Source organism: Burkholderia crassaminum, assembly GCF_964265005.1.
Classification (GTDB): domain Bacteria; phylum Pseudomonadota; class Gammaproteobacteria; order Burkholderiales; family Burkholderiaceae; genus Burkholderia.
Window position 1 is genome coordinate 3,313,036 of the sequence record NZ_OZ183799.1, and the last position, 24,067, is coordinate 3,337,102.

The 24,067-nt window shown below is 67.6% G+C and carries 27 protein-coding genes; 5 read left to right on the plus strand and 22 right to left on the minus strand.

Features of this window, described 5'->3' with window-relative positions:
- Nucleotides 1-6 precede the first annotated feature (6 nt).
- The 5 genes from ACPTTF_RS15360 to ACPTTF_RS15380 form a co-directional block, all read right to left on the minus strand.
- Entirely contained in the window at nt 7-1,497 is a 1,491-nt protein-coding gene (locus ACPTTF_RS15360) for a Y-family DNA polymerase (RefSeq protein ID WP_423371634.1), read from the minus strand.
- Complete coding sequence (imuA, locus tag ACPTTF_RS15365; RefSeq protein ID WP_166965100.1) at nt 1,430-2,137, minus strand: translesion DNA synthesis-associated protein ImuA; 708 nt, start codon at nt 2,135-2,137, stop codon at nt 1,430-1,432. The genes ACPTTF_RS15360 and imuA overlap by 68 nt, the downstream gene beginning before the upstream one ends.
- A gap of 296 nt (nt 2,138-2,433) precedes the next feature.
- Nucleotides 2,434-3,228, minus strand: a complete 795-nt coding sequence (locus ACPTTF_RS15370; RefSeq protein WP_423371635.1) for an ABC transporter ATP-binding protein — start codon at nt 3,226-3,228, stop codon at nt 2,434-2,436.
- Nucleotide 3,229: 1 nt separating this feature from the next.
- A complete protein-coding gene (locus ACPTTF_RS15375) occupies nt 3,230-4,126 on the minus strand; it encodes an ABC transporter permease (protein ID WP_128846758.1) in 897 nt (298 codons plus the stop codon).
- A 139-nt stretch (nt 4,127-4,265) separates the two neighbouring features.
- A complete protein-coding gene (locus ACPTTF_RS15380; RefSeq protein ID WP_027789070.1) occupies nt 4,266-5,231 on the minus strand; it encodes an ABC transporter substrate-binding protein in 966 nt (321 codons plus the stop codon).
- 333 nt (nt 5,232-5,564) lie between these two features.
- On the opposite strand from ACPTTF_RS15380, the gene ACPTTF_RS15385 reads away from it, so the two are divergent.
- Complete coding sequence (locus tag ACPTTF_RS15385) at nt 5,565-5,873, plus strand: VF_A0006 family four-cysteine protein (protein ID WP_021164244.1); 309 nt, start codon at nt 5,565-5,567, stop codon at nt 5,871-5,873.
- Between the two features lie 110 nt (nt 5,874-5,983).
- Here the strand turns inward: ACPTTF_RS15385 and ACPTTF_RS15390 are convergent, their stop codons facing one another.
- Together ACPTTF_RS15390 and ACPTTF_RS15395 are read right to left on the minus strand one after the other, a co-directional pair.
- Complete coding sequence (locus tag ACPTTF_RS15390; protein ID WP_423371636.1) at nt 5,984-6,799, minus strand: MetQ/NlpA family ABC transporter substrate-binding protein; 816 nt, start codon at nt 6,797-6,799, stop codon at nt 5,984-5,986.
- A gap of 204 nt (nt 6,800-7,003) precedes the next feature.
- Complete coding sequence (locus ACPTTF_RS15395; RefSeq protein ID WP_423371637.1) at nt 7,004-8,641, minus strand: methyl-accepting chemotaxis protein; 1,638 nt, start codon at nt 8,639-8,641, stop codon at nt 7,004-7,006.
- A gap of 237 nt (nt 8,642-8,878) precedes the next feature.
- On the opposite strand from ACPTTF_RS15395, the gene ACPTTF_RS15400 reads away from it, so the two are divergent.
- Nucleotides 8,879-9,169, plus strand: coding sequence for a YciI family protein (locus ACPTTF_RS15400; protein WP_039346187.1), 291 nt, complete (start codon nt 8,879-8,881; stop codon nt 9,167-9,169).
- Between the two features lie 145 nt (nt 9,170-9,314).
- On the opposite strand, the gene ACPTTF_RS15405 is transcribed toward ACPTTF_RS15400, so the two are convergent.
- Genes ACPTTF_RS15405 through ACPTTF_RS15425 form a run of 5 tightly spaced genes read right to left on the minus strand, consistent with a single transcriptional unit; the run spans nt 9,315 to nt 13,396 of the window.
- Entirely contained in the window at nt 9,315-9,932 is a 618-nt protein-coding gene (locus ACPTTF_RS15405; RefSeq protein WP_423371638.1) for an SCO family protein, read from the minus strand.
- An 18-nt stretch (nt 9,933-9,950) separates the two neighbouring features.
- Entirely contained in the window at nt 9,951-10,853 is a 903-nt protein-coding gene (cyoE, locus tag ACPTTF_RS15410; RefSeq protein WP_085042142.1) for a heme o synthase, read from the minus strand.
- An 8-nt stretch (nt 10,854-10,861) separates the two neighbouring features.
- Nucleotides 10,862-11,974, minus strand: coding sequence for a COX15/CtaA family protein (locus tag ACPTTF_RS15415; RefSeq protein WP_166965112.1), 1,113 nt, complete (start codon nt 11,972-11,974; stop codon nt 10,862-10,864).
- Between the two features lie 24 nt (nt 11,975-11,998).
- On the minus strand, nt 11,999-12,625 hold the full coding sequence (locus ACPTTF_RS15420; RefSeq protein WP_423371639.1) for an SCO family protein: 627 nt from the start codon (nt 12,623-12,625) through the stop codon (nt 11,999-12,001).
- A gap of 60 nt (nt 12,626-12,685) precedes the next feature.
- A complete protein-coding gene (locus tag ACPTTF_RS15425; protein ID WP_423371894.1) occupies nt 12,686-13,396 on the minus strand; it encodes an SURF1 family protein in 711 nt (236 codons plus the stop codon).
- Nucleotides 13,397-13,480: 84 nt separating this feature from the next.
- Here ACPTTF_RS15425 and ACPTTF_RS15430 point away from each other — a divergent pair, with 84 nt between their 5' ends.
- Complete coding sequence (locus tag ACPTTF_RS15430; RefSeq protein WP_011353273.1) at nt 13,481-13,690, plus strand: twin transmembrane helix small protein; 210 nt, start codon at nt 13,481-13,483, stop codon at nt 13,688-13,690.
- Nucleotides 13,691-13,863: 173 nt separating this feature from the next.
- Here the strand turns inward: ACPTTF_RS15430 and ACPTTF_RS15435 are convergent, their stop codons facing one another.
- From ACPTTF_RS15435 to ACPTTF_RS15470, 8 genes are all read right to left on the minus strand, one after another.
- Nucleotides 13,864-14,721 carry a cytochrome c oxidase subunit 3 gene (locus ACPTTF_RS15435; protein ID WP_011353274.1) on the minus strand — a complete coding sequence of 286 codons (858 nt, stop codon included), beginning with the start codon at nt 14,719-14,721 and terminating at the stop codon, nt 13,864-13,866.
- Between the two features lie 141 nt (nt 14,722-14,862).
- Complete coding sequence (locus tag ACPTTF_RS15440) at nt 14,863-15,063, minus strand: DUF2970 domain-containing protein (protein WP_021163748.1); 201 nt, start codon at nt 15,061-15,063, stop codon at nt 14,863-14,865.
- Between the two features lie 16 nt (nt 15,064-15,079).
- A complete protein-coding gene (locus ACPTTF_RS15445; protein ID WP_059663344.1) occupies nt 15,080-15,682 on the minus strand; it encodes a cytochrome c oxidase assembly protein in 603 nt (200 codons plus the stop codon).
- A 35-nt stretch (nt 15,683-15,717) separates the two neighbouring features.
- Entirely contained in the window at nt 15,718-15,858 is a 141-nt protein-coding gene (locus ACPTTF_RS15450) for a cytochrome oxidase small assembly protein (protein ID WP_034179107.1), read from the minus strand.
- A gap of 80 nt (nt 15,859-15,938) precedes the next feature.
- A complete protein-coding gene (gene ctaD, locus ACPTTF_RS15455) occupies nt 15,939-17,546 on the minus strand; it encodes a cytochrome c oxidase subunit I (protein ID WP_031401318.1) in 1,608 nt (535 codons plus the stop codon).
- A gap of 43 nt (nt 17,547-17,589) precedes the next feature.
- Nucleotides 17,590-19,185 (minus strand): cytochrome c oxidase subunit II, encoded by a 1,596-nt coding sequence (gene coxB, locus ACPTTF_RS15460; protein ID WP_423371640.1) that lies wholly within the window; start codon nt 19,183-19,185, stop codon nt 17,590-17,592.
- Nucleotides 19,186-19,242: 57 nt separating this feature from the next.
- Complete coding sequence (locus ACPTTF_RS15465; protein WP_046196288.1) at nt 19,243-19,767, minus strand: DUF2244 domain-containing protein; 525 nt, start codon at nt 19,765-19,767, stop codon at nt 19,243-19,245.
- Nucleotides 19,768-19,962: 195 nt separating this feature from the next.
- Complete coding sequence (locus ACPTTF_RS15470; protein WP_166965120.1) at nt 19,963-20,928, minus strand: methyltransferase domain-containing protein; 966 nt, start codon at nt 20,926-20,928, stop codon at nt 19,963-19,965.
- Nucleotides 20,929-21,036: 108 nt separating this feature from the next.
- On the opposite strand from ACPTTF_RS15470, the gene ACPTTF_RS15475 reads away from it, so the two are divergent.
- Both ACPTTF_RS15475 and trmL read left to right on the plus strand, forming a co-directional pair.
- On the plus strand, nt 21,037-21,813 hold the full coding sequence (locus ACPTTF_RS15475) for a ComF family protein (protein WP_423371895.1): 777 nt from the start codon (nt 21,037-21,039) through the stop codon (nt 21,811-21,813).
- A 105-nt stretch (nt 21,814-21,918) separates the two neighbouring features.
- Entirely contained in the window at nt 21,919-22,389 is a 471-nt protein-coding gene (trmL, locus tag ACPTTF_RS15480; RefSeq protein ID WP_166965124.1) for a tRNA (uridine(34)/cytosine(34)/5-carboxymethylaminomethyluridine(34)-2'-O)-methyltransferase TrmL, read from the plus strand.
- 34 nt (nt 22,390-22,423) lie between these two features.
- On the opposite strand, the gene ACPTTF_RS15485 is transcribed toward trmL, so the two are convergent.
- Nucleotides 22,424-22,948: an O-acetyl-ADP-ribose deacetylase gene (locus ACPTTF_RS15485; RefSeq protein ID WP_423371641.1), complete on the minus strand. Its 525-nt coding sequence runs from the start codon at nt 22,946-22,948 to the stop codon at nt 22,424-22,426.
- A gap of 92 nt (nt 22,949-23,040) precedes the next feature.
- Nucleotides 23,041-24,039 carry an NAD(P)H-dependent glycerol-3-phosphate dehydrogenase gene (locus ACPTTF_RS15490; protein WP_423371642.1) on the minus strand — a complete coding sequence of 333 codons (999 nt, stop codon included), beginning with the start codon at nt 24,037-24,039 and terminating at the stop codon, nt 23,041-23,043.
- Between the last annotated feature and the right edge of the window lie 28 nt (nt 24,040-24,067).

The following is a 24,067-nucleotide window of genomic DNA, read 5'->3' on the forward strand; positions in this document are numbered from 1 at the left end:
GACCGTTCACCCGAACAAGCCGTGCAGGAACCAGTGCGGCTCGGACTCGCTCCCCGCCCGCTCCCTGAACACCCAATAGCACGCACCGGCTTCGTCCTGCGCGACGTGGTAATCACGAGCGGCGAGCCGGCCATCGAACCACCCGGCCTCGATCCGCTCCGCTGACGACATCATCCTCAGCGGCGTATGAAATACCGGCCGGTTCTCGCGCATCAACAACGGCAGCGGCTCGGCGAGCAGCCACGCGGGCCTCGGCGGCACCGCAGGCGGCCCGCCGGCCGGCTTGCCGGCCTGCGCATCGAGCGGCAGCCAGCGGTTCGCGGCCTCGGGCCGGTGATCGGCGACGGGTGCCGCGCGCAGCACGTTCTCCGCGCCGAGCCGCGCGACCAGCAGTTCGAACAGCCGCGCGCGCGTCTCGCGCGTGCCGCCCGGCTCGGGGAAAAGATCGTCAGCCGGCGGCGCGACCGATTCGACGCGCGTGGCCTTCAGACGCACAGCAATCACCGCGGCCGGCAACTCGACGCGCGCGAGCCGCTCGCCGAGCAGCCGCATGAAATGCGCCTCGTCCCGTACGGGTGCGGCGAACGCGAGCTCGAGCGGCGTCGGCGGCACGGCCTGGCGGCCGCGTTCGTGCTCGAGATCGAACGTCATCGCGGCCAGCGACAGTTGCCGTGCGGCCAGCCAGCCGCACAGCTGCACGACGAGCCGCCGCGCGGCGAACAGCACGGCTTCCGCGTATTCGACGCGCTCCGGCAATTCGAGCCGCACGTCGAACACAGGTGGCACCGCCATCCACGCCAGCGGCTCGACCGCATCGCCGTACGCACGATCGAGCGCGGCCAGCAACGCGGGACCGCAGCGGCGCTGCAGCCCCGCGCGCGGCAAGCCGCGCAGATCGGCGAGCGTGCGGCAACCAAGGCCGTCGAACCAGCCCGCATACGGACGCGCATCGGGCAGCAGCACGCACGGCAGCCGGTCGAGCGAACGAACGAGCGACATCTGGCCGGCGATACGGCGCCGGATGTGCGCACGGGCCGACACGCGCGCCAGCAGCCACGCACCGCGCCCGGTCGGCGCGGCGGACAGGCGCGCCGCATAACCGAGCGCCGCGAGCGTCGCACGCACCTGACGGCACAGCGACGGCAACCCGCCGAACAGCCGCAAGCTCGGGCCGACGTCGACGATCAGCGTGGCTTCGTCGTCGAGCGCGACGCACGGCGAGAAGCGCAGCAACGCGAGCGCGACCGCGCGCAGCGCATCGGCTTCGCGCGCGGGATCGCGTTCGACGAGCTGCGTGTGCGGCGCGAGCGTGAGCACGCCGCCGCGCTTCATGCCCGCGCGCACGCCATGCCGGCGCGCGGGCGCATCGGCGATCAGCACGACGCCTTGCTCGAGCACCGCGCAGCCTGCGTCGTCGTCCGCAGCGCCGTCAGACGGCGGCGCGACGCACACGTCGAGCGGCAGGCGCGGCAGATGGATGCCGAGCAAGACGCGCATAGCGGCTCTCCACGATGGGCGACGGCAGGTCGAGCACGAGCGGCTCGCTGCGTGCGGGGCCGCGACGCTTGACGATGTCGAGCGACACGCCGCCCGGCACGGGGTACAGCTCGACACGCAGCACGGCCGGCGACGGTTGCCGCGCGGCCGACAGCGGCCGCAGCATCACGAACAGCGTATCGCCCGTGCGCGCGGCCGCGAGATGCAGGCGCCGCAGCGCATCGGGCCGCGCGTCCTGCCACAGCAGCAGCGCGCCGCAACAGCCGGTCTTGAGCGCCTGCTCGGCGGCCCACAGCGCATCCGTGCGGCTGCCGGCACGCAGCCACAGCAGCGCATCGGCCGGCACGCCGAGACTGGCGAGCGCGGTGGCATGCGGCGACTGCGGCGGCGCGACGAGCGCAAGCGGACGGCGCGCGCTGACGGTGCGTGCAAGCGCGGGCGCGAGCAACCGCATCTCGCCGCAGCCCGGCTGCGCGGCCAGCAGTTCGACGAGCCCGCCGACCGGCCAGCCGCCGCCCGGCAACTCGGCCGACAGCGACGCGAAGCCGGTATCGATCGTGCGCGGGCCGCCGCGCGCGAGCTGGGAACCGCGCCAGAGGGACGGATGAAGGGATTCGGGAGAAATGGAGGATGCGAGCATGACGCCACCCACAACTGTATGGATATACAGTATATGGCAATGCGCTCGCGTCGCACAGCATCGGTGCGAAACCGGTTTTCGTCAGAGGAAAAACGACGGGAAAGCCGACGCGGCAGTCATGTTACGCCGCACCGGAGCGGGCGTGGCCGGATCATGTCGCCCGAACGCGCTCCACCGCCATCCGGGCGGAATCGCCGGTCCGATTTGCCGACCCGATTCGCCTGGCCGACACGCCAACCCGCACGCGAACCGGCACGATGCGGCACCCCGCACCGCACCGGCCCGCCGGCCGCCCGTCAGCCGAGCAGCAATGCGTCGTCGTCGAGTTGCTCGTGACGCACCTTCTCGAACATCTGCAGCAGGTCCGGCACGTCGAGGCCCTTGCGTGCGTCGCCCGACACGTCGAGCACGACCTGCCCCTGGTGCAGCATCACCGTGCGGTCGCCGTAGTCGAGCGCCTGCCGCATGCTGTGCGTGACCATCATCGTCGTCAGCTTGCTCTCGGCGACGATGCGCGCAGTCAGCTCCAGCACGAACGCGGCCGTCTTCGGATCCAGCGCGGCCGTGTGCTCGTCGAGCAGCAGGATCCGCGACGGCCGCAGCGACGCCATCAACAGGCTGACCGCCTGCCGCTGGCCGCCCGACAGCAGCCCGATCCGGTCGGTCAACCGGTTTTCCAGCCCGAGGTTCAGGAGCCGCAGCTTGTCGCGGAACAGTTCGCGCGACGGCCGGTCGAGCGCGGCCTTGAAGCCGCGCCGCGCGCCGCGCGCCATCGCGAGCGCCATGTTCTCCTCGATCGTCAGCGCCTCGCAGGTGCCGGCCATCGGATCCTGGAACACGCGCGCAACGAGATGCGCGCGGTCCCACGCCGCTTTGCGCGTGACGTCCGTGCCGTCGATCGAGATGCGTCCCGCATCGACGGCCTGGTCGCCGCTGATCGCATTGAGGAAGGTCGATTTGCCGGCGCCGTTCGAGCCGATCACCGCGACGAACTGGCCGTCAGGAATCTCGAGCGACAGCCCGCGCAGCGCACGCGTCTCGATCGGCGTGCCGGGATTGAACGTGAGTTTCAGGTCTTGTGCGGACAGCATGTCAGGCCCCTCCGTTCTTGCGCGCGAACAGCTTCTTGCGCGTTGCCGGCAGCACCAGCGCGATCGTGACGAGCGCGGCCGTCACGAGGTTCAGGTCCTGCGCCTTCAGGCCGATGAATTCGCTGTTCAGCGCGAGCGCGATGAAGAAGCGGTAGACGATCGCACCGAGCACGACGGCGAGCGTCGTCAGCACGAGCCGGCGCGCCGGCAACAGCGTCTCGCCAATGATCACGGCAGCCAGCCCGATCACGATCGTGCCGATCCCCATCGAGATGTCCGCGCCGCCCTGCGTCTGCGCGAACAAGGCGCCGGCGAGCGCGACGAGCGCGTTCGACAGCGCCATCCCGGCGAGCGTCGCACGGCCGGTCGCGATGCCTTGAGCGCGCGCCATCCGCGGGTTCGCGCCGGTCGCGCGCATGGCGAGGCCGAGCTGCGACGAGAAGAACCAGTCGAGGCCGAGCTTCGCGACCACGACGACGATCGCGAGCAGCGCCGGGCGCAGCACGTAGTCGGGCATCCAGTCGGGCTGCAGCACGGTGAAGATCGTCGGCTCGGTGATGAGCGGCACGTTCGGCCGGCCCATGATCCGCAGGTTCACCGAATAGAGCGCGATCATCATCAGGATACTGGCGAGCAGGTCCATGATCTTCAGGCGCACGTTGAGCCAGCCGGTGATGAAGCCGGCCGCCGCGCCCGCGACGATCGCGATGCAGGTCGAGCTGAACGGGTCGTAGCCGGCGGAGATCAGCGTCGCGGCGACGGCGCCGCCGAGCGGAAAGCTTCCGTCGACGGTGAGGTCGGGGAAGTTGAGGATGCGAAACGAGATCAGCACCCCGAGGGCGACGAGACTGAAGATCAGGCCGATCTCCAGGGCGCCCAGTAACGAGAACAGAGACATGATGGGGAAATCCTGTTGCTTCCCGGCCGGACGTGTACGGCCGGGCGAAGCGAACGGGCGGCCCCGGGTGGGAGCCGCCCGTCCGGCGGTGTCGTTCAGGCCCGGATCGGGCCCGCAAGCGCGGCGGTCGGGCCGCGGCTTACTTGATGACCGTCTTCGCGTCCTTGAGCAGATCCGGCGCGAGCGTCACACCCTGCTTCGCGGCCGCCCCCGTGTTCGCGAACAACTCGAGGTTGCTGCTCGTTTCCGACGCGATCGCGCCCGGCTTCTCGCCCTTCAGGATGCGCGCGACGACCTTGCCCGTCTGGCGGCCGAGGTCGCCGTAGTTGATGCCGAGCGCCGCGATGCCGCCGCGCTTCACGCTGTCGGTGTCGCCCGCGACGAGCGGGATCTTCGCTTCGTTCGCGACCTTCACGAGCGCTTCGTACGCGGACACGACGTTGTTGTCGGTGTTCGTGTAGATCACGTCGACCTTGCCGATCAGGCTCTTCGCGGCCGGGCCGATGTCGACGGTACGCGGTGCGGCCGCTTCCTTCAGCGTCATGCCCTGCTTCGCGAGGATCTCCTTGAGCTCCTTCACGACGACGACCGAATTTGCCTCGCCCGGGTTGTAGACCATGCCGACCGTCTTCGCATTCGGCACGACGCGCTTGATCAGCGCGACCTGGCGATCGAGCGGCAGCTTGTCGGACACGCCCGTCACGTTGGTGCCCGACGGGCCCCAGCCCTTCACGAGCTGCGCGGCGACCGGATCGGTCACGCCCGAATAGACGACCGGCACGCTCTTCGTCGACGCGACCACCGCCTGCGCGGCCGGCGTCGCGATCGCGACGATCACGTCGGGCTGGTCGCCGACGAACTTGCGCGCGATCTGCGCGGCCGTGCCCGTGTTGCCCTGCGCGCTCTGGTATTCCCACTTGAGCTTGTCGTCGCCGTAACCTTCCGCCTTCAGCTCGGCGCGTACGCCGTCGCGGATCGCATCGAGTGCCGGATGGTCGACGATCGACAGCACCTTGACGGTCTGTGCGTGCGCGGCACCGGCCAGCGCGAGTGCGGCCACGCCGGCCGTGATCGAACGGATCGCGAAAGTCTTGAAACGCTTCATGGGTGTGTCTCCCCCGTATTGTATCGGTTCTGGATGATGGATTCCCGCCGCCGTCAGGCGGGCGCCGCCATGCGTACGACGCGTTGGCGAGCGGCCCGCGCACGCCCCGGGAAGGCGTGCAGCGGCGAACGCACGAGGATACCATTTCCGCAGACCACCGCCTGACTCCACGCTTTCGCATCGCGCCCCGGATCGCAGCGCCCACCGACATGCGCGAGCGAGCGTGAAGCCCGGCCGGCGGCGGTTCCAGCCGGCCCCGGCGCAACGCGTCAGCCGCGCTTGCGGCTTTACGTTATGCTGTCGGCCGACCCAATCCACGCCATCGGAGGCCACATGAAACGGGGGATCCGAGCCATCGCATTCGCGGCTGTCGCGCTGGCGCTGCCGGGAGCGGCGTTCGCACTGACCGACGGCAGCGCGCAATACGACGACTGCATGCTCAATGCGCTGCGCGAGAGCCGCAACGGCGCGGCGGCCCAGTTGATCCAGCGCTCGTGCGACGCGCTGTACCGCAACAACGCGATGCTGCTGCCGCGCGAGCGGCGCTTTCACGAGTGCGTCGTGCAATCGCTGCCGGGCGTGCGCGACAACTATGCGATCCAGCAGATCATGTCGATCTGCTCGCGGCGCGGCGAGATGTGAGCCGGCGCTGAACACGAGACACCCTGCGGCCCTCGACCGGCCGCGCCAATGAAAAAGGGCCTGCGCGATGCAGGCCCTTGTTGTTCAGCGGTACGACCGGTGTGCGGCGTTCAGAACGACGCGACCATCGAGCCCTTGAACTGCTTCTTGATGAATTCCCGCACTTCCGGCGACTGGTACGCCTTGACCAGCTTCTTCACCCACGGCTGGTCCTTGTCCTTCGCGCGCACGGCGATCAGGTTCGCGTACGGGCTCGTCAGCGATTCGAGCGCGATCGCGTCCTTGGTCGGCTGCAGGTTCGCGGCCAGCGCGTAGTTCGTGTTGACCACGGCTGCGTCGACGTCCGACAGCACGCGCGGCAGTTGCGCGGCGTCGAGTTCGGAGATCTTCAGCTTCTTCGGGTTCTCGGCGATGTCGAGTACCGTCGCATTGTTGCCGCCCGTGCCGGCGCCCGCCTTCAGCTTGATCACGCCCTGCGTCTGCAGCAGCAGCAGCGCGCGGTTCTCGTTCGACGGATCGTTCGGCACCGCGAGCTTCGCGCCTTGCGGCAGGTCCTTCAGCGCCTTGAACTTCTTCGAGTACACACCCATCGGCGAGATGTAGGTCAGGCCCGCGCTGACGATCTTGTAGCCGCGCTGCTTTACCTGGCTGTCGAGGTAGGGCTGGTGCTGGAAGCTGTTCGCGTCGAGATCGCCCGAGTCGAGCGCCGCATTCGGCTGCACGTAGTCGTTGAACTCGATGACCTTCACGTTCAGGCCTTCCTTCTCCTTCGCGACCTTCTGCACGAGCTGCCACACTTCCGAATCCGGGCCGGCGACCGTGCCGACCTTGATCACCTTGTCTTCGGCGTGCGCGCCTGCCGACAGCGTCAGCGCGGCACCGGTGGCCAGCACGGAAAATACCTTCAGGAGACTGCGACGCTTCATCTGTTTCTCGCTTTCTTGCTTACTGGAAATGGGGCGCGATACGGGTATGCCCCGACTCGCAGGAAGGCGCAAATGGTGTCACAGGATCGGCGGGAAGTGAAATACATCCCGCTCATATGGGTATGCACCGCAGCGGTGCTGGCGGAGGCTGCGCGATTCGGCCGTTAGTTGCGTTTTAGTAAATCGCACATCAACCTGTGCCCATCACGCCACCGCCTCCTGGTCGGCCGCCTTCATGCCGAATGCAGGCTCGCCCGTCTTCCCGCCGGCCCGGCGCGGCGACAGGCCGTCGGCATCGACGACCCGGAACGCGCCGACCGCGTCGCGCAGCCGCGCGGCCTGTTCCTGCAGCGACGCGGCGGCGGCGGCGGCCTCCTCGACGAGCGCCGCGTTCTGCTGCGTCACCTGATCCATCTGCGTGACCGCGCGCCCGACCTGCGTGATGCCGCTCGCCTGCTCCTCGGATGCAGCCGCGATCTCGCCCATGATGTCGGTCACGCGTGCGACGGCCTGCAGGATCTCGCCCATCGTCGTGCCGGCCTGGCCGACCAGCGTCGACCCGTTGCGCACGCGCTCGACCGAGGCGACGATCAGCTCGCGGATCTCCTTCGAGGCCGTCGCGCTGCGCTGGGCGAGCGAGCGCACTTCGCCCGCGACCACCGCGAAGCCGCGGCCCTGCTCGCCCGCACGCGCGGCTTCGACCGCCGCGTTCAGCGCGAGGATGTTGGTCTGGAACGCGATGCCCTCGATCACGCCGATGATGTCGGCGATCTTGCGCGAGCTGTCGTCGATCTCGCCCATCGTGCCGATCACGCGGTTCACGACGTCGCTCCCCGTGCGCGCGATCTCCGATGCGTTGTTCGCCAGCCCGCTCGCCTGCCGCGCGTTGTCGGCGTTCTGCTTCACCGTCGCGGTCAGTTGCTCCATGCTCGCGGCGGTTTCTTCCAGCGACGCGGCCTGCTCCTCGGTGCGCTGCGACAGGTCGTCGTTGCCGGCCGAGATCTGGCGGCTCGCCGACGCGATCGATCCGGCCGACTGGCGAATCCCGCCGATCGTCGCCTGCAGGCGTGCCTGCATGTCGTGCATCGCGGCCATCATGCTCGTGCGGTCGCCCGCGCGCACGGGCACCGGCTGCGTCAGGTCGCCCTGCGCGATGCGCGCCGCGAGCGCGGCCGCTTCGTCGGGCTCGCCGCCGAGGCTGCCGCGCACGTTGCGGATGATCACCAGCATCGCCGCGCTGATCACGAAGCCGATCACGAACACGACCGCGAGGTGGCCGAGCAGCGTCCGGTAATAGATGGTGTCGATGTCCTTCAGGAAGACGCCGCTCGAGATGTTCCAGTCCCACGGCGTGAAGCGCGTGACGTAGCTGATCTTCGGCACGGCGGTTTCGCTGTGCGGCAGGCGCCCGCGGTACTCGGCGAAGCCGCTGCCGGTTTCCTTCGCGGCGTTCAGGATCGTGACGAACAGCGGCTTGCCGTCCGGGTCGAGATAGTCGCCGACCTCGGTGCCGACCAGCTTCGGCAGCGTCGGATGCATCAGCACGACCGGCTTCGAATCCATCACGAACACGTAGCCCGAATCGCCGTAGCGCATCGCGGCCAGGCTCGCGAGCGCGTCGCGCTTCGCATCGGCCTCGGGCAGCGTGCCGCTCTGCGCGAGTGCGTGATACGCCTTCACGATGCCGGCCGCCGAGTCGACGAGATTCGCGATGCCCGCCTTGCGTTCGGCGAGCATCGTCGCGCGCGTCTCGTACGCGCTCCATGCGCCGACGCCCAGGAGACCGATCCATACCAGCGCAAGCGCGAGCCACAGCTTGCGGTTCAAACTCATTCTGCTCATCTGCGTGCCTTTGTCGATGTCGATGCGCACGCTGCGCGCGAACGGCCTGCCGCGCGCAAACGCTTGCCCTTTTATTTACGGCACCGAGGCTTACAACTTGAATACGCCCGGGTGCGGCAAACCGCCGATCGGCAGACCGCCCGCACCGCGACCGCCCGTGCGACAACCCGCATCCGCTGTGCTAAAAAGACCGGCTGGCCGGCGCACCAAGAGCCGGCATCATTCCGGGGGCCATCCATGTACGTCATCGACATCCACTACACCGCATCGCTCGAGCGCATCGACGATGCGCTCGAGCGCCATCGCGCATTTCTGCAGCCGCAGTTCGACAAGGGCATCTTCATCGCGGCCGGGCCGAAGGTGCCGCGCGAAGGCGGCGTGATCCTCGCGGCCCGCATCGATCGCGACGAGCTGGACGCGATCCTGAAGACCGATCCGTTCGTCACCGAGGGGCTCGCCACGTATCGCGTGACGGAATTCCGGATCACGCGCGCCGCATCCGGCTTCAACGTGCCGGCGCTGCCGTAACGCGACACGCGACACATGCGCGATGCGCGCGCAGGCCGACACGCCGCCCGACGGGCGGCGCATGCAAACAACGAGGGGAGAACAAGCGTGACGGCGCGTGGCGGCCGTCACGCGATCACCGGGCCGGGCGCCCGGTGGCTGCCGGTCAGTCGACCAGCAGCTTCAGGTCGTGGACCCACGGGCCGGGGCCCTGGCCGTCGCGCACGAACAGGCGCAACTTGCCGTCGCGGTCGAACACGTAGCTCGCGGCCGTGTGATCCATCGTGTAGCTGCCGGGCGTCTTGCCGGGCACCTTCGCGTAGTACACGCGGAAATCCTTCGTGACCTTCTTCAGTGCGGCTTCGTCGGCCGGCCGCAGGCCGATGAACGACGGATCGAACGCGGGCACGTACTGACCGAGCAGCGCCGGCGTGTCACGCTCCGGGTCGACGGTGACGAACAGCACCTGCACGCGTTTCGCGGCATCGGGCCCGAGCTGCTTCAGCGCTTCGGACAGCTCGGCCATCGTCGTCGGGCACACGTCCGGGCAGTGCGTATAGCCGAAGAACATCACGACCGCACGGCCCTTGAAATCGCCGAGCGTGCGCACCTTGCCGGCCGTATCGGGCAGCGAGAAGTCACTGCCGAACTGCGTGTTGCCGGTGATGTCGAGATTCTGGAATTTCGGCGCGTTGTCGCATCCGGCGAGCAGCAGTGCTGCCGTGAATGCGCATGCGAGCATCCAGCCTTGGCGCGCGCGGCGCCCGAACCGTGAGTGGAGCATTGCGTTCAAACCGTGCGGTTACACGCCGAGCAGCGGGCGTGCATAGTGATCGACGAGCAGCGCGGCGAACAGCAGCGACAGGTAGACGATCGAGTAGCGGAAGGCCTTGCGGGCGAGTTCGTCCGAATAGTCGCGATGAATCTTCCACGCATACGCGAGGAACACCGCGCCGAGCAGCACCGCGCTCGTCAGGTAGACGGCCCCGCTCATCCCGGAGATGAACGGCATCAGCGTGACTGCGAACAGGATCACCGTGTACAGCAGGATGTGCAGCCGCGTGAACTTCTCGCCGTGCGTGACGGGCAGCATCGGCAGCCCCGCGTTCTCGTAATCCTTGCGGCGATACAGCGCGAGCACCCAGAAATGCGGCGGCGTCCACACGAAGATGATCAGCACGAGGATCCACGCGTCGCCCGGCACCGCGCCGGTGACCGCGGCCCAGCCGAGCGCCGGCGGCATCGCGCCCGACGCGCCGCCGATCACGATGTTCTGCGGCGTCATCGGCTTGAGGAGCAGCGTGTAGATCACCGCGTAGCCGACGAAGGTGGCGATCGTCAGCCACATCGTCAGCGGGTTCGTGAACGTATAGAGCGTCCATGCGCCGACACTGCCGAGCACGGCCGAGAACACCAGGATCTGCGGCGTCGTGATCTCGCCGCGCGCGGACGGGCGCCACGCGGTACGGCGCATCATCGCGTCGATCTTCTGTTCGACGAGGCAGTTGATCGCGAACGCCGCACCGGCCAGCAGCCAGATGCCGACGGTGCCGCCGATCAGCACGTGCCACGGCACCATGCCCGGCGTCGCGAGGAACATGCCGATCACCGCGCAGAACACCGCGAGCTGCGTGACACGCGGCTTCGTCAGCGCCATGTACTGCGAAAACCGGCTACCGGGCGATTGGGAAAGGGTGCTTTGCATGGGGGCGGTCACGCCGGGGCGGCGTCGCGCGCAGGCTGCGCGACACGGCCGGGGCGGCTTGAAAGGATGCGAAAGTTTAACATGACGACGAGCAGCAGCAGGATCGCGGCCCCGCCGTTGTGCGCGACGGCGACCGGCAGCGGCCACTGCAGCACGATGTTGGTCAGGCCCGTCACGAACTGCAGCAGGACGACCAGCAGCACGCCGTTCGCGGGCCGCCGCAGCGATTCGAAGCGGCGCATCTTCAGCGCGAACGCGACCAGATACGCGACCACCACGAACGCGAACGTGCGGTGCGTCCAGTGGATCGCGACCAGCGCGTCCTGCGTGATCGCCTCGCCGTCCTTCGTCATCCCGAGCGCACGCCACAGGTGGAAGCCGTGCTGGAAGTCCATCGGCGGGATCCACTGGCCGTTGCAGGTCGGGAAATCGGTGCATGCGAGCACTGCGTAGTTGGTGCTCACCCAGCCGCCGAGCGCGATCTGCACGACCAGCAGCGCGAGCGCCGCGAGCGCGGCCGCGCGATAGCGGCCGGCTTCCGGATCGTACGACGGCAGCGGCGTCTGCCGCGCCGCGAGCCAGCCGAGCGTGCCGAGCAGCGTGAGGCCGAGCAGCAGGTGGATCGTGACGATCACCGGCTGCAGCTTCATCGTGACCGTCCACGCGCCGAACGCACCCTGCACGAGGATCAGCAGCAGCAGGCTCGTCGGCCACCACGGCGACACGTGCAACGGGCGGCGGCGCAGCCTTGCGGACCACGCGATCACGACCTGCGCGATGATCAGTACGCCGATCGCCATCGCGAAATAGCGGTGGATCATCTCGATCCACGCCTTCGACATGCTGACGGGGCCCGTCGGCATCGCCTGGTGCGCGGCCGTGATCGCGGCGTGCGCGATGAACGGCGACGACGTGCCGTAGCAGCCGGGCCAGTCAGGGCAGCCGAGCCCCGAGTCGGTCAGCCGCGTGAAGCCGCCGAACATCACGAGGTCGAGCGTCAGGAAGGTGGTGATCCATACCAGCTTGCGAAACTTGTTGTCGTCGGCCTTCACCCACACGTACGACAGCGGCAGCAGCGCGATGCACAAGCCGATCAGGCCGAGTTGCAGTAGATACGACATCGGTTCTTTGCCTCTCGTCTTGCCTTAGCCGATGCTCGACCACTTCAGCAGCTTCGTCACGTCCGACTTGATCTTGCCGGGGTTCGGATCCTTCGGAAAGCGCATCATCAGGTTGCCGTTCGGGTCGACCATGTAGATGTGGTCGCTGTCCTTCGTGCCCGCGTCGGCCGGCAGCCACGCGGCCACCGCGGCCGGGTCGGCGACGAGCCGGCGCGTATCGGGATAGGCATCCAGCACCTTCTGCGGCGTCGCGCCCGCATCGCTGCGCAGCCACACCATCGTGATCCGGTGCCGCTCGCCTGCCTGCGTAACGCGGATCTGGCGCATGAAATAGAGTTTCTGCGCGCATGCATCGTCGCACGCGCTGCGGTCGGTCATCACGAACAGCCACACGCCGCGCAGCGATGACAGCGGCACGGTCTTGCCGGCTTCGTCGGTCACCTGCAGATCCGCGGGGATCGGACGCTGCGGCTCGATCAGCGTGCCGTAGTTGGTCGAGCCGCCCTTCGGCTTGATCACGTAATAGGTGAAGTACGACGCGATCATCGGCGCGGCGCACACGAGACCCAGCAGTACGAGCATCCAGCGCCCGCGCTTGCGGGCCGCCGGCGAGATCGGCGCTGCGGCCGGACCCTGACGGGAAGATTGCATGGACAAATCAGACCTCTCGAAACGAACCCGCGGCGCCGGCGCCGCGTCCTGGCATGGCGCTCACGCGCCGGCCGACTTCTTCGCCGCACGCCGCGCGGCGTACAGGCCGAAGCCGAGCGCGGCCGCCGCCATCGCCCACCACTGAAACATGTAACCGTAATTGCGCTCGACGCCGGTCGTCGCCGCCGGCCAGTCGCGCACGAGCTTGTCGCCGTCGTCGCTCGTCTGCTGGATCACGAACGGCTGCAGCGCCAGCCCGGTTTCCTTCGCATACGCGGCGACGTCCAGGTTCTGCCGGATCTTCTGGTGCGCCGCCGACCCGCCTTCGCCGAGCTCGAACGCACGCGACGCGTCGGCGCGCGCAATGCCGACGATCTCGACGTCGCCCGCGGGCGTCGCGAACGGCTCGATCGCCGTGCGATCGGAGATATTGCGCGGCAGCCAGCCGCGGTTCACGAGCACGACGCCGCCGCCCGTGAGTTTAAACGGCATCACGACGTAAAAACCCGGCTGGTCGTTATACGGCCGATTGTCGAGGAACACGGCTTGCTCAGGCAAAAAACGGCCCTTCGCGCGCACGCGATGGAACTCGATCGATGCCAGCGGCATCGGCTGCGCGCCGACGTCGACGGGCACCGCCTGCTCGTAGCGCTCGATGCTCGCCTGCAGCGCTTCCTTCTGGTGCGCACGGTCGCGCTGCCAGAAACCGAGACGGATCGTGACCGCGACGACGACGAGAATCAGCAGCGCAGGCAGCCAGCGAATCTTCATCATGCGGCCCGCCCGGCACGTGCCGGAAAGCGAAGTGCGATAATTATCCTCTTCCTTTCGAATTGCCGTCGTCCGGTTCGTGTCATGCACATACTCGTTCCCATCGCCTTCGTCCTCATCATTGCCAGCATGGGCTCGGCGCTCTACTTCATGATGCACGACCGCGGCCACACGAAACGCATGGTCTGGTCGCTCGCCACCCGCGTCGGGCTGTCGGTGTCGCTGTTCCTGCTCATCCTGATCGCGAACTGGATGGGCTGGATCCATTCGACCGGCCTGCCGATCGGACGTTGATCCGTTTGCCGCCACGGCCGCTGTGACATTTCGCCGCACGGCCGTGCCACCAAGCAAAAGCGCCGCCTGACTGAGTCGCGGCGGCGCCGGGGTGGTGAGGCCAGCAGCCAGCCGCTGCCCGGTCAACACCAATGAAAACGGCCCGCGCATTGCTGCGCGGGCCGTTGTTCCATTTACAGCCAGTAGACGACGACGTACAGGCCGAGCCAGACGACGTCGACGAAGTGCCAGTACCACGCGGCGCCTTCGAATGCGAAGTGGTGATCGGGCTTGAAGTGGCCGCGGATCATCCGCACCAGCACCACCGCGAGCATCGTGCCGCCGAGGAACACGTGGAAGCCGTGGAAGCCCGTCAGCAGGAAGAACGTCGAACCGTACACGCCCGAGTTCAGCGTCAGGTTCAGTTCGTTGTACGCGTGGTAGTACTCGAAGCCCTGCAGGAACAGGAAGCAGATACCGAACGCGAGCGTCGCGGCCAGCCATGCGATCGCCTTCTTGCGATGATCGTCACGCAGCGCATGGTGCGAGATCGTCAGCGTCACGCCCGACGACAGCAGGAATGCGGTGTTCAGCGTCGGGATCGGCCACGGGCCCATCGTCTTGAAGTGACCGGCGAGCGCGGCGGGGCCTTCGTTCGGCCACACGGCGGAGAAATCCGGCCAGATCAGCTTGTAGTCGAGGCTGCCGAGCTGGTGCAGCGCGATTTCACGGGCATAGAACAGCGCGCCGAAGAACGCGCCGAAGAACATGACTTCCGAGAAGATGAACCAGCTCATGCTCCAGCGGTACGACTTGTCGACGTTCTTGCCGTAATGACCGCCTTCCGATTCGGCGATCGCGTCGCCGAACCAGTGATACAGCGTGAAGAGCAACCAAAGCAGGCCGAGCAGCGCCGTAAACGGCGCCCAGTCGTGACCGTTGATCCACAGCGCTGTCGATCCGAGCATGACCAGCAGGCCGATGGCCGCGCTGATCGGATGCTGCGACGGATGCGGCACGAAATAGTACGGGGTCTGGTTTTGACCGCTCATGCTTGATTCTCCACTTCAGTCCAATTTGTGTACCGGAAACCGCTCCGGCTTTATTTCTTGCGCGGCGTGACCACCACCGCTCCTTCCTGCACGCGGCGCCGTGGCGCCGCGCACTGCATTCTTCTTTCGTGGCCGCGGGCTTCAGCCCACGACGGCACGCACGATCAGGATCAGCACACCGATGAACACACCGGCCGCCAGCAACGCGACGATCAGCACGTGCAGCGGATTGAGCTGCGTCGCGTCGGCCTCCAGGTCGCGCCGCTTGCGCACCCCGAAGAACGACCACAGCACGGCTTTCAGCGCCTGGCCGAACGACCCGCCCCGCTTGACCTCCGTCATCGCCCCGCCTCCGTTGTCATGCGTCCGGCTTCGCCGCGCCCTGCGCCGCGGTCTTGCCCGGCGCCGGCGTGGCCGGCGTATTCAGCTCGAAGAACGTGTACGACAGCGTGATCGTCTTCACGTCCTTCGGCAGTTTCGGATCGATCACGAACACCACCGGCATCTTGCGCGATTCGTTCGCGGCCAGCGTCTGCTGCGTAAAGCAAAAGCACTCGATCTTCTTGAAGAACTCCGTCGCCTGCTTCGGCGCGTAGCTCGGAATCGCCTGTGCAACGACCGGCCTGCCCTGCCCGTTCGTCACGTCGTACACGATCGTCGTCAGCTCACCCGGATGCACGTCGAGACTGTTGTGCTCCGGCTTGAACCCGAGCGGCCCGCGCGCGTTCGCATCGAACTCGACCGACACCGTGCGGCTGGTGTCGACCTGCGAGTTCTTCACCTCGCGCTCGCTGACGTCGCGCTGCACCAGGTTGTTGATGCCGGTGATCTGGCAGATCGCCCGATACATCGGGATCAGCGCGAAGCCGAAACCGAACATCAGCCCGGCCACGACGAAGAGCTTCACCAGCATCGAACGATTGAATGCGCGATCGACGGCGCCCTCTTCCGGCTTCGACATACGACAACTTCCTCGCTACTGCGTCTGTTGCTGCATCAGTGAGTGGACAGCCACCACTGCTTGATCACGACACCCACAAAAAAAACGGCGGCGATGACGAGCAGGATGAGGCCGAGCCGCTTGTTGCCCGCGCGGATCTGCTCGGGCGTTCGTCTTTCTTGTGGATTCCGGGTCATCTGAAACTTCGCTGAAATTTCAATTCCGCGCCCGCCGCGCCTGCCTGCGCGGCAGGCAGCGGCGGAACGCTGGGTAAAACTTATTCGACGTGCGGCGGTTGCTCGAACGTGTGGAAGGGAGCCGGGCTCGGCACCGTCCACTCGAGGCCCGTCGCGCCATCCCACGGCTTGTCCGACGCCTTTTCCAGCTCGCCGCCGCCACGGTAGGCCGGCAGCGCGACTGCGAACAGGAAGTACACCTGCGCGAGGCCGAAGCCGAATGCGCCGATCGTCGCCACCTGGTTGAAGTCCGTGAACTGCGCCGGGTAGTCCGCATAACGACGCGGCATGCCTGCGAGGCCGACGAAGTGCATCGGGAAGAACGTCAGGTTGAAGAAGATCATCGACGCCCAGAAGTGGATCTTGCCGCGCGTCTCGTTGTACATCCAGCCCGTCCACTTCGGTGCCCAGTAGTACCAGCCCGAGAACAGCGCGAACAATGAGCCTGCCACCAGCACGTAGTGGAAGTGCGCCACCACGAAGTAGGTACCGTGATACTGGATGTCGAGCGGCGCCATCGCGAGCATCAGGCCCGTGAGGCCGCCGAACGTGAACACGAACAGGAAGCCGATCGCGAACAGCATCGGGGTTTCGAACGTCATCGAGCCGCGCCACATCGTCGCGAGCCAGTTGAACACCTTCACGCCCGTCGGCACCGCGATCAGCATCGTCGCGTACATGAAGAACAGCTGGCCGGTGACCGGCATGCCCGTCGCGAACATGTGGTGCGCCCAGACCATGAACGACAGGATTGCGATCGAAGCCGTCGCATACACCATCGAGCTATAGCCGAACAGCGTCTTGCGTGCGAACGCCGGGATCACCTGCGACACGATCCCGAACGCCGGCAGAATCATGATGTACACCTCGGGGTGGCCGAAGAACCAGAAGATGTGCTGGTACATCACCGGGTCGCCGCCGCCTGCCGCGTTGAAGAACGACGTGCCGAAGTGGCGGTCGAACAGCACCATCGTGATCGCGCCTGCCAGAACCGGCATCACCGCGATCAGCAGGTACGCCGTGATCAGCCACGTCCATGCGAACATCGGCATCTTCATCAGCGTCATGCCCGGTGCGCGCATGTTCAGGATCGTCACGACGATGTTGATCCCGCCCATGATCGACGATGCGCCCATGATGTGGACCGCGAAGATCGCGAAGTCCATGCCCGGGCCCATCTGCGTCGACAGCGGCGCGTAGAGCGTCCAGCCGGCAGCCGTCGCGCCACCCGGCGCGAAGAACGAACCGACCAGCAGCACGGCCGCGACCGGCAGCAGCCAGAAGCTGAAGTTGTTCATCCGCGCGAACGCCATGTCGGACGCGCCGATCTGCAGCGGAATCATCCAGTTCGCGAAACCGACGAACGCCGGCATGATCGCGCCGAACACCATGATCAGGCCGTGCATCGTCGTGAGTTCGTTGAAGAACTCCGGACGCATGATCTGCAGGCCCGGCTCGAACAGCTCGGCCCGGATCGCGAGCGCCATGACGCCGCCCGACAGGAACATGATGAACGAGAACAACAGGTACAGCGTACCGATGTCCTTGTGGTTGGTGGCGAACAGCCAGCGCCGCCAGCCGTGCGGCATTTCGTGCGCGTGGTCGTCGTGCGCGTGGTCCGCGGCTACGTCGTGCCCGATGCTAGACATGAGAATCTCCTAATGCGAATACGTCGACTAACTCAGCGACACGTCAAGCCGCCGGCCCGATCTCGACACGCCGGGCTTCCTTCGCGTCAGCCCCGCCCGAGATCGTTTCCGGCTTTTTGAGAATAATGTGGTCTTCCGCCACGCCTGCTGCCTTCAGCGCGTCGCGCACGGCCTGTGCGCGATGCTTCGCCAGTTCGGCGTTCGCGTCGGCCGAGCCCGTCTTGTCGGTAAAGCCCGACAGCGCGAGCTTCGCGTCCGGATGTGCCTTCGCATAGTCGGCCGCGGCGGCGATCGCCGCTTTCGCGTCGGCCGGCAGCTCGCTCTTGCCCGTCTCGAAGTAGATGGTCGACAGTGCGGCCGATGCCGACGCTGCCGCCGGCTGCTCGGCTGCGCCCGACGCGGCTTGCGCCGGTGCCGAAGCTGCCTCGGCCGGTGCTGCGGCGCCTGCCGTGTCTTCCGGCATCTTGCCGTTACGCGCGTCGGCCACTTGCTTCGGCTGCAGCAGGTCGTTCTTGTGGTTGCCCCACGAATTGCGTTCGTACGTGATGACCGATGCGATGTCGAGATCCGACAGCGAGGCCCACGACGGCATCGCGCCCTTGCCGTGCAGCACGCGCTCGACGTGGCCGGCGATCGGGCCGTTCACGATCGGGCTGCCGTCCATGGCCGGGAAGGCGCCGAGGCCCTTGCCGCTCACCTGGTGGCAGGCCGCGCAGTTCGCCTTGTAGACTTCCTCGCCGTGCGCGACGAGTTCAGCCATCGTGTAGACCTTGTTCGGATCGACTGCGGCGCTGGCCAGCTTGGCCTTCTGCGCGGTGACCCACTTCGCGTAGTCGTCGTCCGACAGGACTTCGACGACGACCGGCATGTACGCGTGTTCCTTGCCGCACAGCTCGGTACAGAAACCGCGAAACGTACCGACCTTGTCGGCCTTGAACCACGTATCGCGCACGAAGCCGGGGATCGCATCCTGCTTCACGCCGAACGCGGGCACGTACCACGAGTGGACGACGTCGTTCGCGGTCGTGATGATGCGGATCTTCTTGTTGACCGGCACGACGAGCGGGTTGTCGACTTCCTGCAGATAGGTGTCGGTGATCGGCTTCTTGCCCATCACTTCGTCACGCGGGGTGCTCAGCGTCGACAGGAAGCCGATGCCCTCGCCCGGGCCCTTCACGTAGTCGTAGCCCCACTTCCACTGGTAGCCGGTGACCTTGATCGTGAGATCGGCGTTGGTCGTGTCCTTCATCGCGACGACGGCCTTCGTGGCCGGCAGCGCCATCAGCACAACGATGACGAACGGCACGATCGTCCAGATGATCTCGACGGTCGTGCTTTCATGGAAATTGGCGGCCTTGTGGCCTTTGGATTTGCGGTGCGCGAAGATCGAATAGAACATCACGCCGAACACGCCGACGAAGATCACCGTGCACAGGATCAGCATCATCGTGTGGAGATCGTAGAGCTCCTCGGCGATTTTCGTGACCGGCGGCTGAAAGTTGATCTCGTTGACGCGGGGGCCGCCCGGGCTATCACCGACCGCCAGGGCGGCACCGGCAAAGAGCAATCCGCTGCATGCCAGCACGCCCGTGAGGGCTCGCTTGATTGTTTTCATAGCATCCTTACCCAAAATTTCCATTCAAACCCTCCCCCGTCGCAAGTCACCGTCCGCCATGCGGCCGGTGCCCGCGCCTCGTCAGCCGCAGCGCCTGAGCGACACGCGCAGTTCGTCGGCGAACTGCGCACGCTTGTACTGCGCGAGATGCTGACCGATTACGACGGTCTGCCCGCGCGATACCAGCCGAATCGGATCGCGTGGCGTCGCACCCGGCTCGACCCGCACCCAGCGCGGGTTGAATTCGATCTGCGTGAGCCGCTCCGCATCCATCCGCTCGATCACGAGCCGGTGCGGATACAGCCTGATGCGTTCGTAATCGACCGCATGGCGAGCATAGATCGCAAATGCGACACCCACCGCCAGCAACTCGATTCCGGTGAAGGGCATGACGAGCCAGGCCCCCTGCCACATCAGCAATGTCGCGATCACCAGCGAGAAACCCGCGAGCGACGCGTAAAACAGCACGAACTGGCGCGGTGACGCCGAACAGTTGCGTTTCATCAGCCAGTCTTCGAGGACCGGCTCGCCGTTCGTCGTCTCCGCCAAAACCCTCGCTGCTTCCATCGCCGCCTCACGCGAATGGCATGCGATGCATGCCTGCATCGGACTCGTCGCTCCGTATTGCGGGGACCCCGGGACGACAAGCTGACGCATTATAGGCGGGTTCAATGGCATCCACAAGCAAGCGACTATCGGCCCGCGAGCCAAGCGCGACAAGCTTTCCGGCCATTTCAGGCGCCAATTCGACCCTGCTTTGCGCTGCTAATTTCAGACATAACAAAACCCCTCTTTACCGCTCTACCGATTCTTCGGACGTCCCTTGCCGATGTCCTCGATGCGCACGATCCCGTGCCCTTCGGCGGTCGTGCGCGGCACGGCCTTCCACGCGTGGCCGTAGATCACTTCGAACGTCAGGGCAATCGTGCCGTCCGCGCGCCGGCGCGCCTCCAGCGCATCGCCGAGCGCCGCGCGAAAGCGCCGTGTCGCGCGCTGCGGCGCCTCGCGCTCGAACGGATAGGCGCCCCAGCGGCGCACGTCGGCCAGCAGGGAGTCGGGGGTTTTGTAGGTGACGGTCAGCACTTCCTGATCCATCACGGGAATCTCGAAGCCGCTCTCGACGAGCATGTCGCCGAGGTCGTGCATGTCGACGAAATCGATCACGCGCGCGGCGGGCGGCGCGATGCCGAGCGCCGCTTCGGCGTCCGCACAGGCTGCGCGCAGTTCGCGCAGCGTGTCGGGGCCGAGCGTGCTGAACATCAGCAGCCCGTTCACGCGCAGCACGCGCTGCCACTCGGGCAGCACCGCGTCCGGGCGCGAATGCCAGTGGAGGGCGAGATTCGACCAGATCAGGTCGAACGCGCCGCCCGGGAACGGCAGCGCGGCGAAATCGGCCTGGGCGACGCGGGGGCCGCGCTGGCCCAGCGCACGACCGAGCGAGGCCGGCAGCCAGCGGCGCCAGCTCGTCTGCTCGACCTCGCGCTGACCGGCCCGCGCGAGCATCGCGCCGGACAGGTCGACACCGAATACGGGTGCCTCCGGAAAGCGTGCGCGCAGCGCCGGCAGGTCGTCCCCCGGGCCGCAGCCCGCGTCCAGCACGGCCGCGGGGCTTACCTTGATGTATTCGAGACGCTCGTTCATGCGCTGCGCGATCTCGCGCGGCAGGAACGCGACCGCGTCGAACGTGGCGGCACGGCGGTCGAAGATCCGCCGCAGGCGCCTTGCGTCATTGGCCGGACGGCCGGTTGAAGTCGAAGCTGGGGACATGTCGGGCACACTGGCGAAGAGCCCGAAGTATACTCGCTCGCCCCGCAGGCTTCATTGAGGCGGGGTGTCAGGAGTGTTGCGATGATCCGCAGTTCCGCCCGACGCACGATGCGCGTCGCTTTGTCGCAGGTTCGCGCGCTGACAGCGCGCGTCGCCGCGCTCGCACTGCCGAATCGCTGCGCACTGTGCGGCAATTTGTCACACACCATGATTTGCGGCGCCTGCGACGCCGCGTACTGGAACGAAGCGCGGCTGCGCTGCGACGTCTGCGCCATGCCGCTGGGCGTCGGTCAACCGCGTTCGCACCGGCCCCGCGGCGCTCACGCCAGCGCCGGCCGCGCGGCCGCGTACCGTTGCGACGCGTGCCGCACGGCGCCGCCACCGTTCGATGCGACGCTCGCGCTGGCGGATTACCGCGCGCCGCTCGACGGGCTCGCGCGCGGCCTGAAGTTTCACCGGCAGCTCGCGCTCGGCGCCGAATTCGCGGCACGGCTCGCGCGGCTGATCGACGATACGCCCGGTGTCAGCGGCTTCGACCTGGTGGCGCCGGTGCCGTTGTCGCACCGGCGGCTCGTCGCGCGCGGCTACAACCAGGCGTGGGCGATCGCGCGCCCGCTGGCGCGGCGGCTCGGCGTGCGCGCGGATGCGGCACTGCTCGCGCGCGTCGCCGACACCGCGCCGCAGTCGCGGCTCGACCGGCATGCGCGGCGCGACAACGTGATGGCGGCATTCGCGGTGGCGGGTGGCGTCGCCGGCCGCCACGTCGCGCTCGTCGACGACGTGATGACGTCCGGCGCGACGCTCGCGGCCGCCGCACACGCGCTGAAGGCGGCCGGCGCCGCACGCGTGACGAATCTGGTTGCGCTGCGCACCGCCAGGGATTAATTAGATAGAGAGGCCGACCGACCGGACACGGCGGCGGCCGCCCCGAACCGGCCGGCCGGGAACGCGCGCGTAGCGCCGCCCCGGCCGGCCCAGCCAAACCGAAACATGTTCAACGTCGTCCTCGTCGCCCCCGAAATCCCGCCGAACACCGGCAACGTGATCCGCCTGTGTGCCAACACGGGCGCGCACCTGCACCTGATCGAGCCGCTCGGCTTCCCGCTCGACGACGCGCGGATGCGCCGCGCGGGCCTCGACTATCACGAGTACGCGCAGATGCGCGTACACCGCGACTGGGACGCGTTCCTCGCGGCGGAAACACCGGATCCGGCGCGGATGTTCGCGTTCACGACGCGCGGCTCGGGCCGCTTCCACGATCATGCGTTCCTGCCCGGCGACTGGTTCGTGTTCGGCTCGGAAACGCGCGGCCTGCCCGCCGAACTGCTCGAGCGCTTCCCGAACGAACAGCGCGTGCGCCTGCCGATGCGGCCGGACAACCGCAGCCTGAACCTGTCGAACACGGTCGCGGTGGTCGTGTTCGAGGCGTGGCGCCAGGCCGGCTTCGAAGGCGGCGCATGACACTCGCACCGCGCCTCCCGCGCTGCGGGATGCGTCACGCCCGCGCGAGCCGCGCGCGATACAGGTCGTAGATGTCGGGGGAAAAGCACGCGAACACCACGCGTGCGAGGTTCGGCGCCTGCGGCAGCATTTCGGCGACGGTGCCCACGGCGATGTCGACAGCCTCTTCAGCCGGATAACGATAGATTCCGCAGCTGATCGCCGGGAACGCGATCGACGTCGCCGCGACCTCCTCGGCCAGCTCGATCGCACGCCGGTAACACGACGCGAGCAGGTCGGCCTCGCCGCGCCCGCCGCCGTGCCACACGGGCCCGACGGCATGGATTACGTAGCGCGCCGGCAGCCCATGGCCGCGCGTGAGCTTGGCGTCGCCCGCCTCGCAGCCGCCGAGCGTGCGGCACTCGGCGAGCAGGCCGGGGCCGGCCGCTCGGTGGATCGCGCCGTCGACGCCGCCCCCGCCGAGCAGCGAGCCGTTCGCGGCGTTGACGATCGCGTCGACATCGAGCGTCGTGATGTCGACGACCTGCGCATCGAGCGTGGTGGAATGGATCTGCAGCATGACAACCTCCCGGAACGCCGGAGACTGTTCAAGCGTAGTCCGCTTTGGCGCCGCGCGCCCGGCGCAACCGCACCGGGCAGCGCCGGTTCGCGCTACTCGGCGCGTGCGTCGCGCCGCAGCAGGCCGCTGACGGCGTCGCGCGGCGCGATACCGTCGAACAGCACGCCGCACACGGCTTCGGTGATCGGCATTTCGATCGACTGCGCGCGCGCGATGGCCAGCACGGCCTGCGCACAGCGCACGCCTTCGGCCACGTGGCCGAGTGCGCCGAGGATATCGTTCAGCGTGCGGCCGGCCGCCAGTTGCAGGCCGACCGTGCGGTTGCGCGACAGGTCGCCCGTTGCGGTGAGGATCAGGTCGCCGAGGCCCGTCAGACCCGTGAAGGTTTCCGCACGGCCGCCGAGCGCGACGCCCAGCCGCGACATTTCGGCGAGGCCGCGCGTAATCAGCGCGGCGCGCGCGTTCAGCCCGAGGCCGAGGCCGTCGGCGATGCCGGTCGCGATCGCGAGCACGTTCTTCACCGCGCCGCCGACCTCGACACCGACCACGTCGTCGCCTGTATAGATCCGCATCGCACCGTGATGGAATGCGGCGAGCGTGCGCTCGCGGCATTCGGCGGACGTGCTCGCCACCGTCAGCGCGACGGGCAGCGACTGCCCGACCTCGCGCGCGAAGCTCGGCCCCGACAGCACGCCGTTGCTCTGCTGTTCGGGCAGCTCGGCCGCGATCACCTGATGCGGCAGCAGATGCGTGTCGGCCTCGAAGCCCTTGCAGACCCAGACGACGTGCGCGGGCACGCAGCCCGCGTCGCGCATCGCATGGCACAGCGTGCGCAGCCCGGCCACGGGCGCGGCGATCACGCACAGTGCGTCGTCCGCGGCGCCATGCGCGAGCGCGGCGCCGAGATCGGCGTCGTAGCGCAATGCGTCAGGCAGCGCGATACCGTCCAGATAACGGGAATTTTCGTGCCGGGCCTGCAGCCCGGCGATGAGCGCGGCGTCGCGCGCCCACAGAAGCGTATCGTGCCGCGCGGCCAGATGGCCCGCGAGCGCGGTGCCCCAGGCACCGGCGCCGAGAACGGCTACTTTCATACCCAGCACCGGTCCTCCGAGTAAAACG

What these genes read in the sequence shown, in the direction of transcription:
- ACPTTF_RS15395 (WP_423371637.1), bottom strand. Translation starts at nt 8,641, where the DNA reads ATGAGCAGAATGAGTTTGAACCGCAAGCTGTGGCTCGCGCTTGCGCTG.
- ACPTTF_RS15440 (WP_021163748.1), bottom strand. Translation starts at nt 15,063, where the DNA reads ATGACGGAGGTCAAGCGGGGCGGGTCGTTCGGCCAGGCGCTGAAAGCC.
- ACPTTF_RS15360 (WP_423371634.1), bottom strand. Translation starts at nt 1,497, where the DNA reads ATGCGCGTCTTGCTCGGCATCCATCTGCCGCGCCTGCCGCTCGACGTG.
- ACPTTF_RS15470 (WP_166965120.1), bottom strand. Translation starts at nt 20,928, where the DNA reads ATGTCCCCAGCTTCGACTTCAACCGGCCGTCCGGCCAATGACGCAAGG.
- ACPTTF_RS15405 (WP_423371638.1), bottom strand. Translation starts at nt 9,932, where the DNA reads ATGCTCCACTCACGGTTCGGGCGCCGCGCGCGCCAAGGCTGGATGCTC.
- ACPTTF_RS15400 (WP_039346187.1), top strand. Translation starts at nt 8,879, where the DNA reads ATGTACGTCATCGACATCCACTACACCGCATCGCTCGAGCGCATCGAC.
- ACPTTF_RS15465 (WP_046196288.1), bottom strand. Translation starts at nt 19,767, where the DNA reads ATGCAGGCATGCATCGCATGCCATTCGCGTGAGGCGGCGATGGAAGCA.
- imuA (WP_166965100.1), bottom strand. Translation starts at nt 2,137, where the DNA reads ATGCTCGCATCCTCCATTTCTCCCGAATCCCTTCATCCGTCCCTCTGG.
- ACPTTF_RS15390 (WP_423371636.1), bottom strand. Translation starts at nt 6,799, where the DNA reads ATGAAGCGTCGCAGTCTCCTGAAGGTATTTTCCGTGCTGGCCACCGGT.
- ACPTTF_RS15425 (WP_423371894.1), bottom strand. Translation starts at nt 13,396, where the DNA reads ATGAAGATTCGCTGGCTGCCTGCGCTGCTGATTCTCGTCGTCGTCGCG.
- ACPTTF_RS15475 (WP_423371895.1), top strand. Translation starts at nt 21,037, where the DNA reads ATGCGCGTCGCTTTGTCGCAGGTTCGCGCGCTGACAGCGCGCGTCGCC.
- ACPTTF_RS15380 (WP_027789070.1), bottom strand. Translation starts at nt 5,231, where the DNA reads ATGAAGCGTTTCAAGACTTTCGCGATCCGTTCGATCACGGCCGGCGTG.
- ACPTTF_RS15450 (WP_034179107.1), bottom strand. Translation starts at nt 15,858, where the DNA reads ATGACCCGGAATCCACAAGAAAGACGAACGCCCGAGCAGATCCGCGCG.
- ACPTTF_RS15430 (WP_011353273.1), top strand. Translation starts at nt 13,481, where the DNA reads ATGCACATACTCGTTCCCATCGCCTTCGTCCTCATCATTGCCAGCATG.
- ACPTTF_RS15415 (WP_166965112.1), bottom strand. Translation starts at nt 11,974, where the DNA reads ATGTCGTATCTACTGCAACTCGGCCTGATCGGCTTGTGCATCGCGCTG.
- ACPTTF_RS15485 (WP_423371641.1), bottom strand. Translation starts at nt 22,948, where the DNA reads ATGCTGCAGATCCATTCCACCACGCTCGATGCGCAGGTCGTCGACATC.
- ACPTTF_RS15490 (WP_423371642.1), bottom strand. Translation starts at nt 24,039, where the DNA reads ATGAAAGTAGCCGTTCTCGGCGCCGGTGCCTGGGGCACCGCGCTCGCG.
- ACPTTF_RS15370 (WP_423371635.1), bottom strand. Translation starts at nt 3,228, where the DNA reads ATGCTGTCCGCACAAGACCTGAAACTCACGTTCAATCCCGGCACGCCG.
- ACPTTF_RS15385 (WP_021164244.1), top strand. Translation starts at nt 5,565, where the DNA reads ATGAAACGGGGGATCCGAGCCATCGCATTCGCGGCTGTCGCGCTGGCG.
- ctaD (WP_031401318.1), bottom strand. Translation starts at nt 17,546, where the DNA reads ATGTCTAGCATCGGGCACGACGTAGCCGCGGACCACGCGCACGACGAC.
- ACPTTF_RS15420 (WP_423371639.1), bottom strand. Translation starts at nt 12,625, where the DNA reads ATGCAATCTTCCCGTCAGGGTCCGGCCGCAGCGCCGATCTCGCCGGCG.
- coxB (WP_423371640.1), bottom strand. Translation starts at nt 19,185, where the DNA reads ATGGAAATTTTGGGTAAGGATGCTATGAAAACAATCAAGCGAGCCCTC.
- cyoE (WP_085042142.1), bottom strand. Translation starts at nt 10,853, where the DNA reads ATGCAAAGCACCCTTTCCCAATCGCCCGGTAGCCGGTTTTCGCAGTAC.
- trmL (WP_166965124.1), top strand. Translation starts at nt 21,919, where the DNA reads ATGTTCAACGTCGTCCTCGTCGCCCCCGAAATCCCGCCGAACACCGGC.
- ACPTTF_RS15445 (WP_059663344.1), bottom strand. Translation starts at nt 15,682, where the DNA reads ATGTCGAAGCCGGAAGAGGGCGCCGTCGATCGCGCATTCAATCGTTCG.
- ACPTTF_RS15435 (WP_011353274.1), bottom strand. Translation starts at nt 14,721, where the DNA reads ATGAGCGGTCAAAACCAGACCCCGTACTATTTCGTGCCGCATCCGTCG.
- ACPTTF_RS15375 (WP_128846758.1), bottom strand. Translation starts at nt 4,126, where the DNA reads ATGTCTCTGTTCTCGTTACTGGGCGCCCTGGAGATCGGCCTGATCTTC.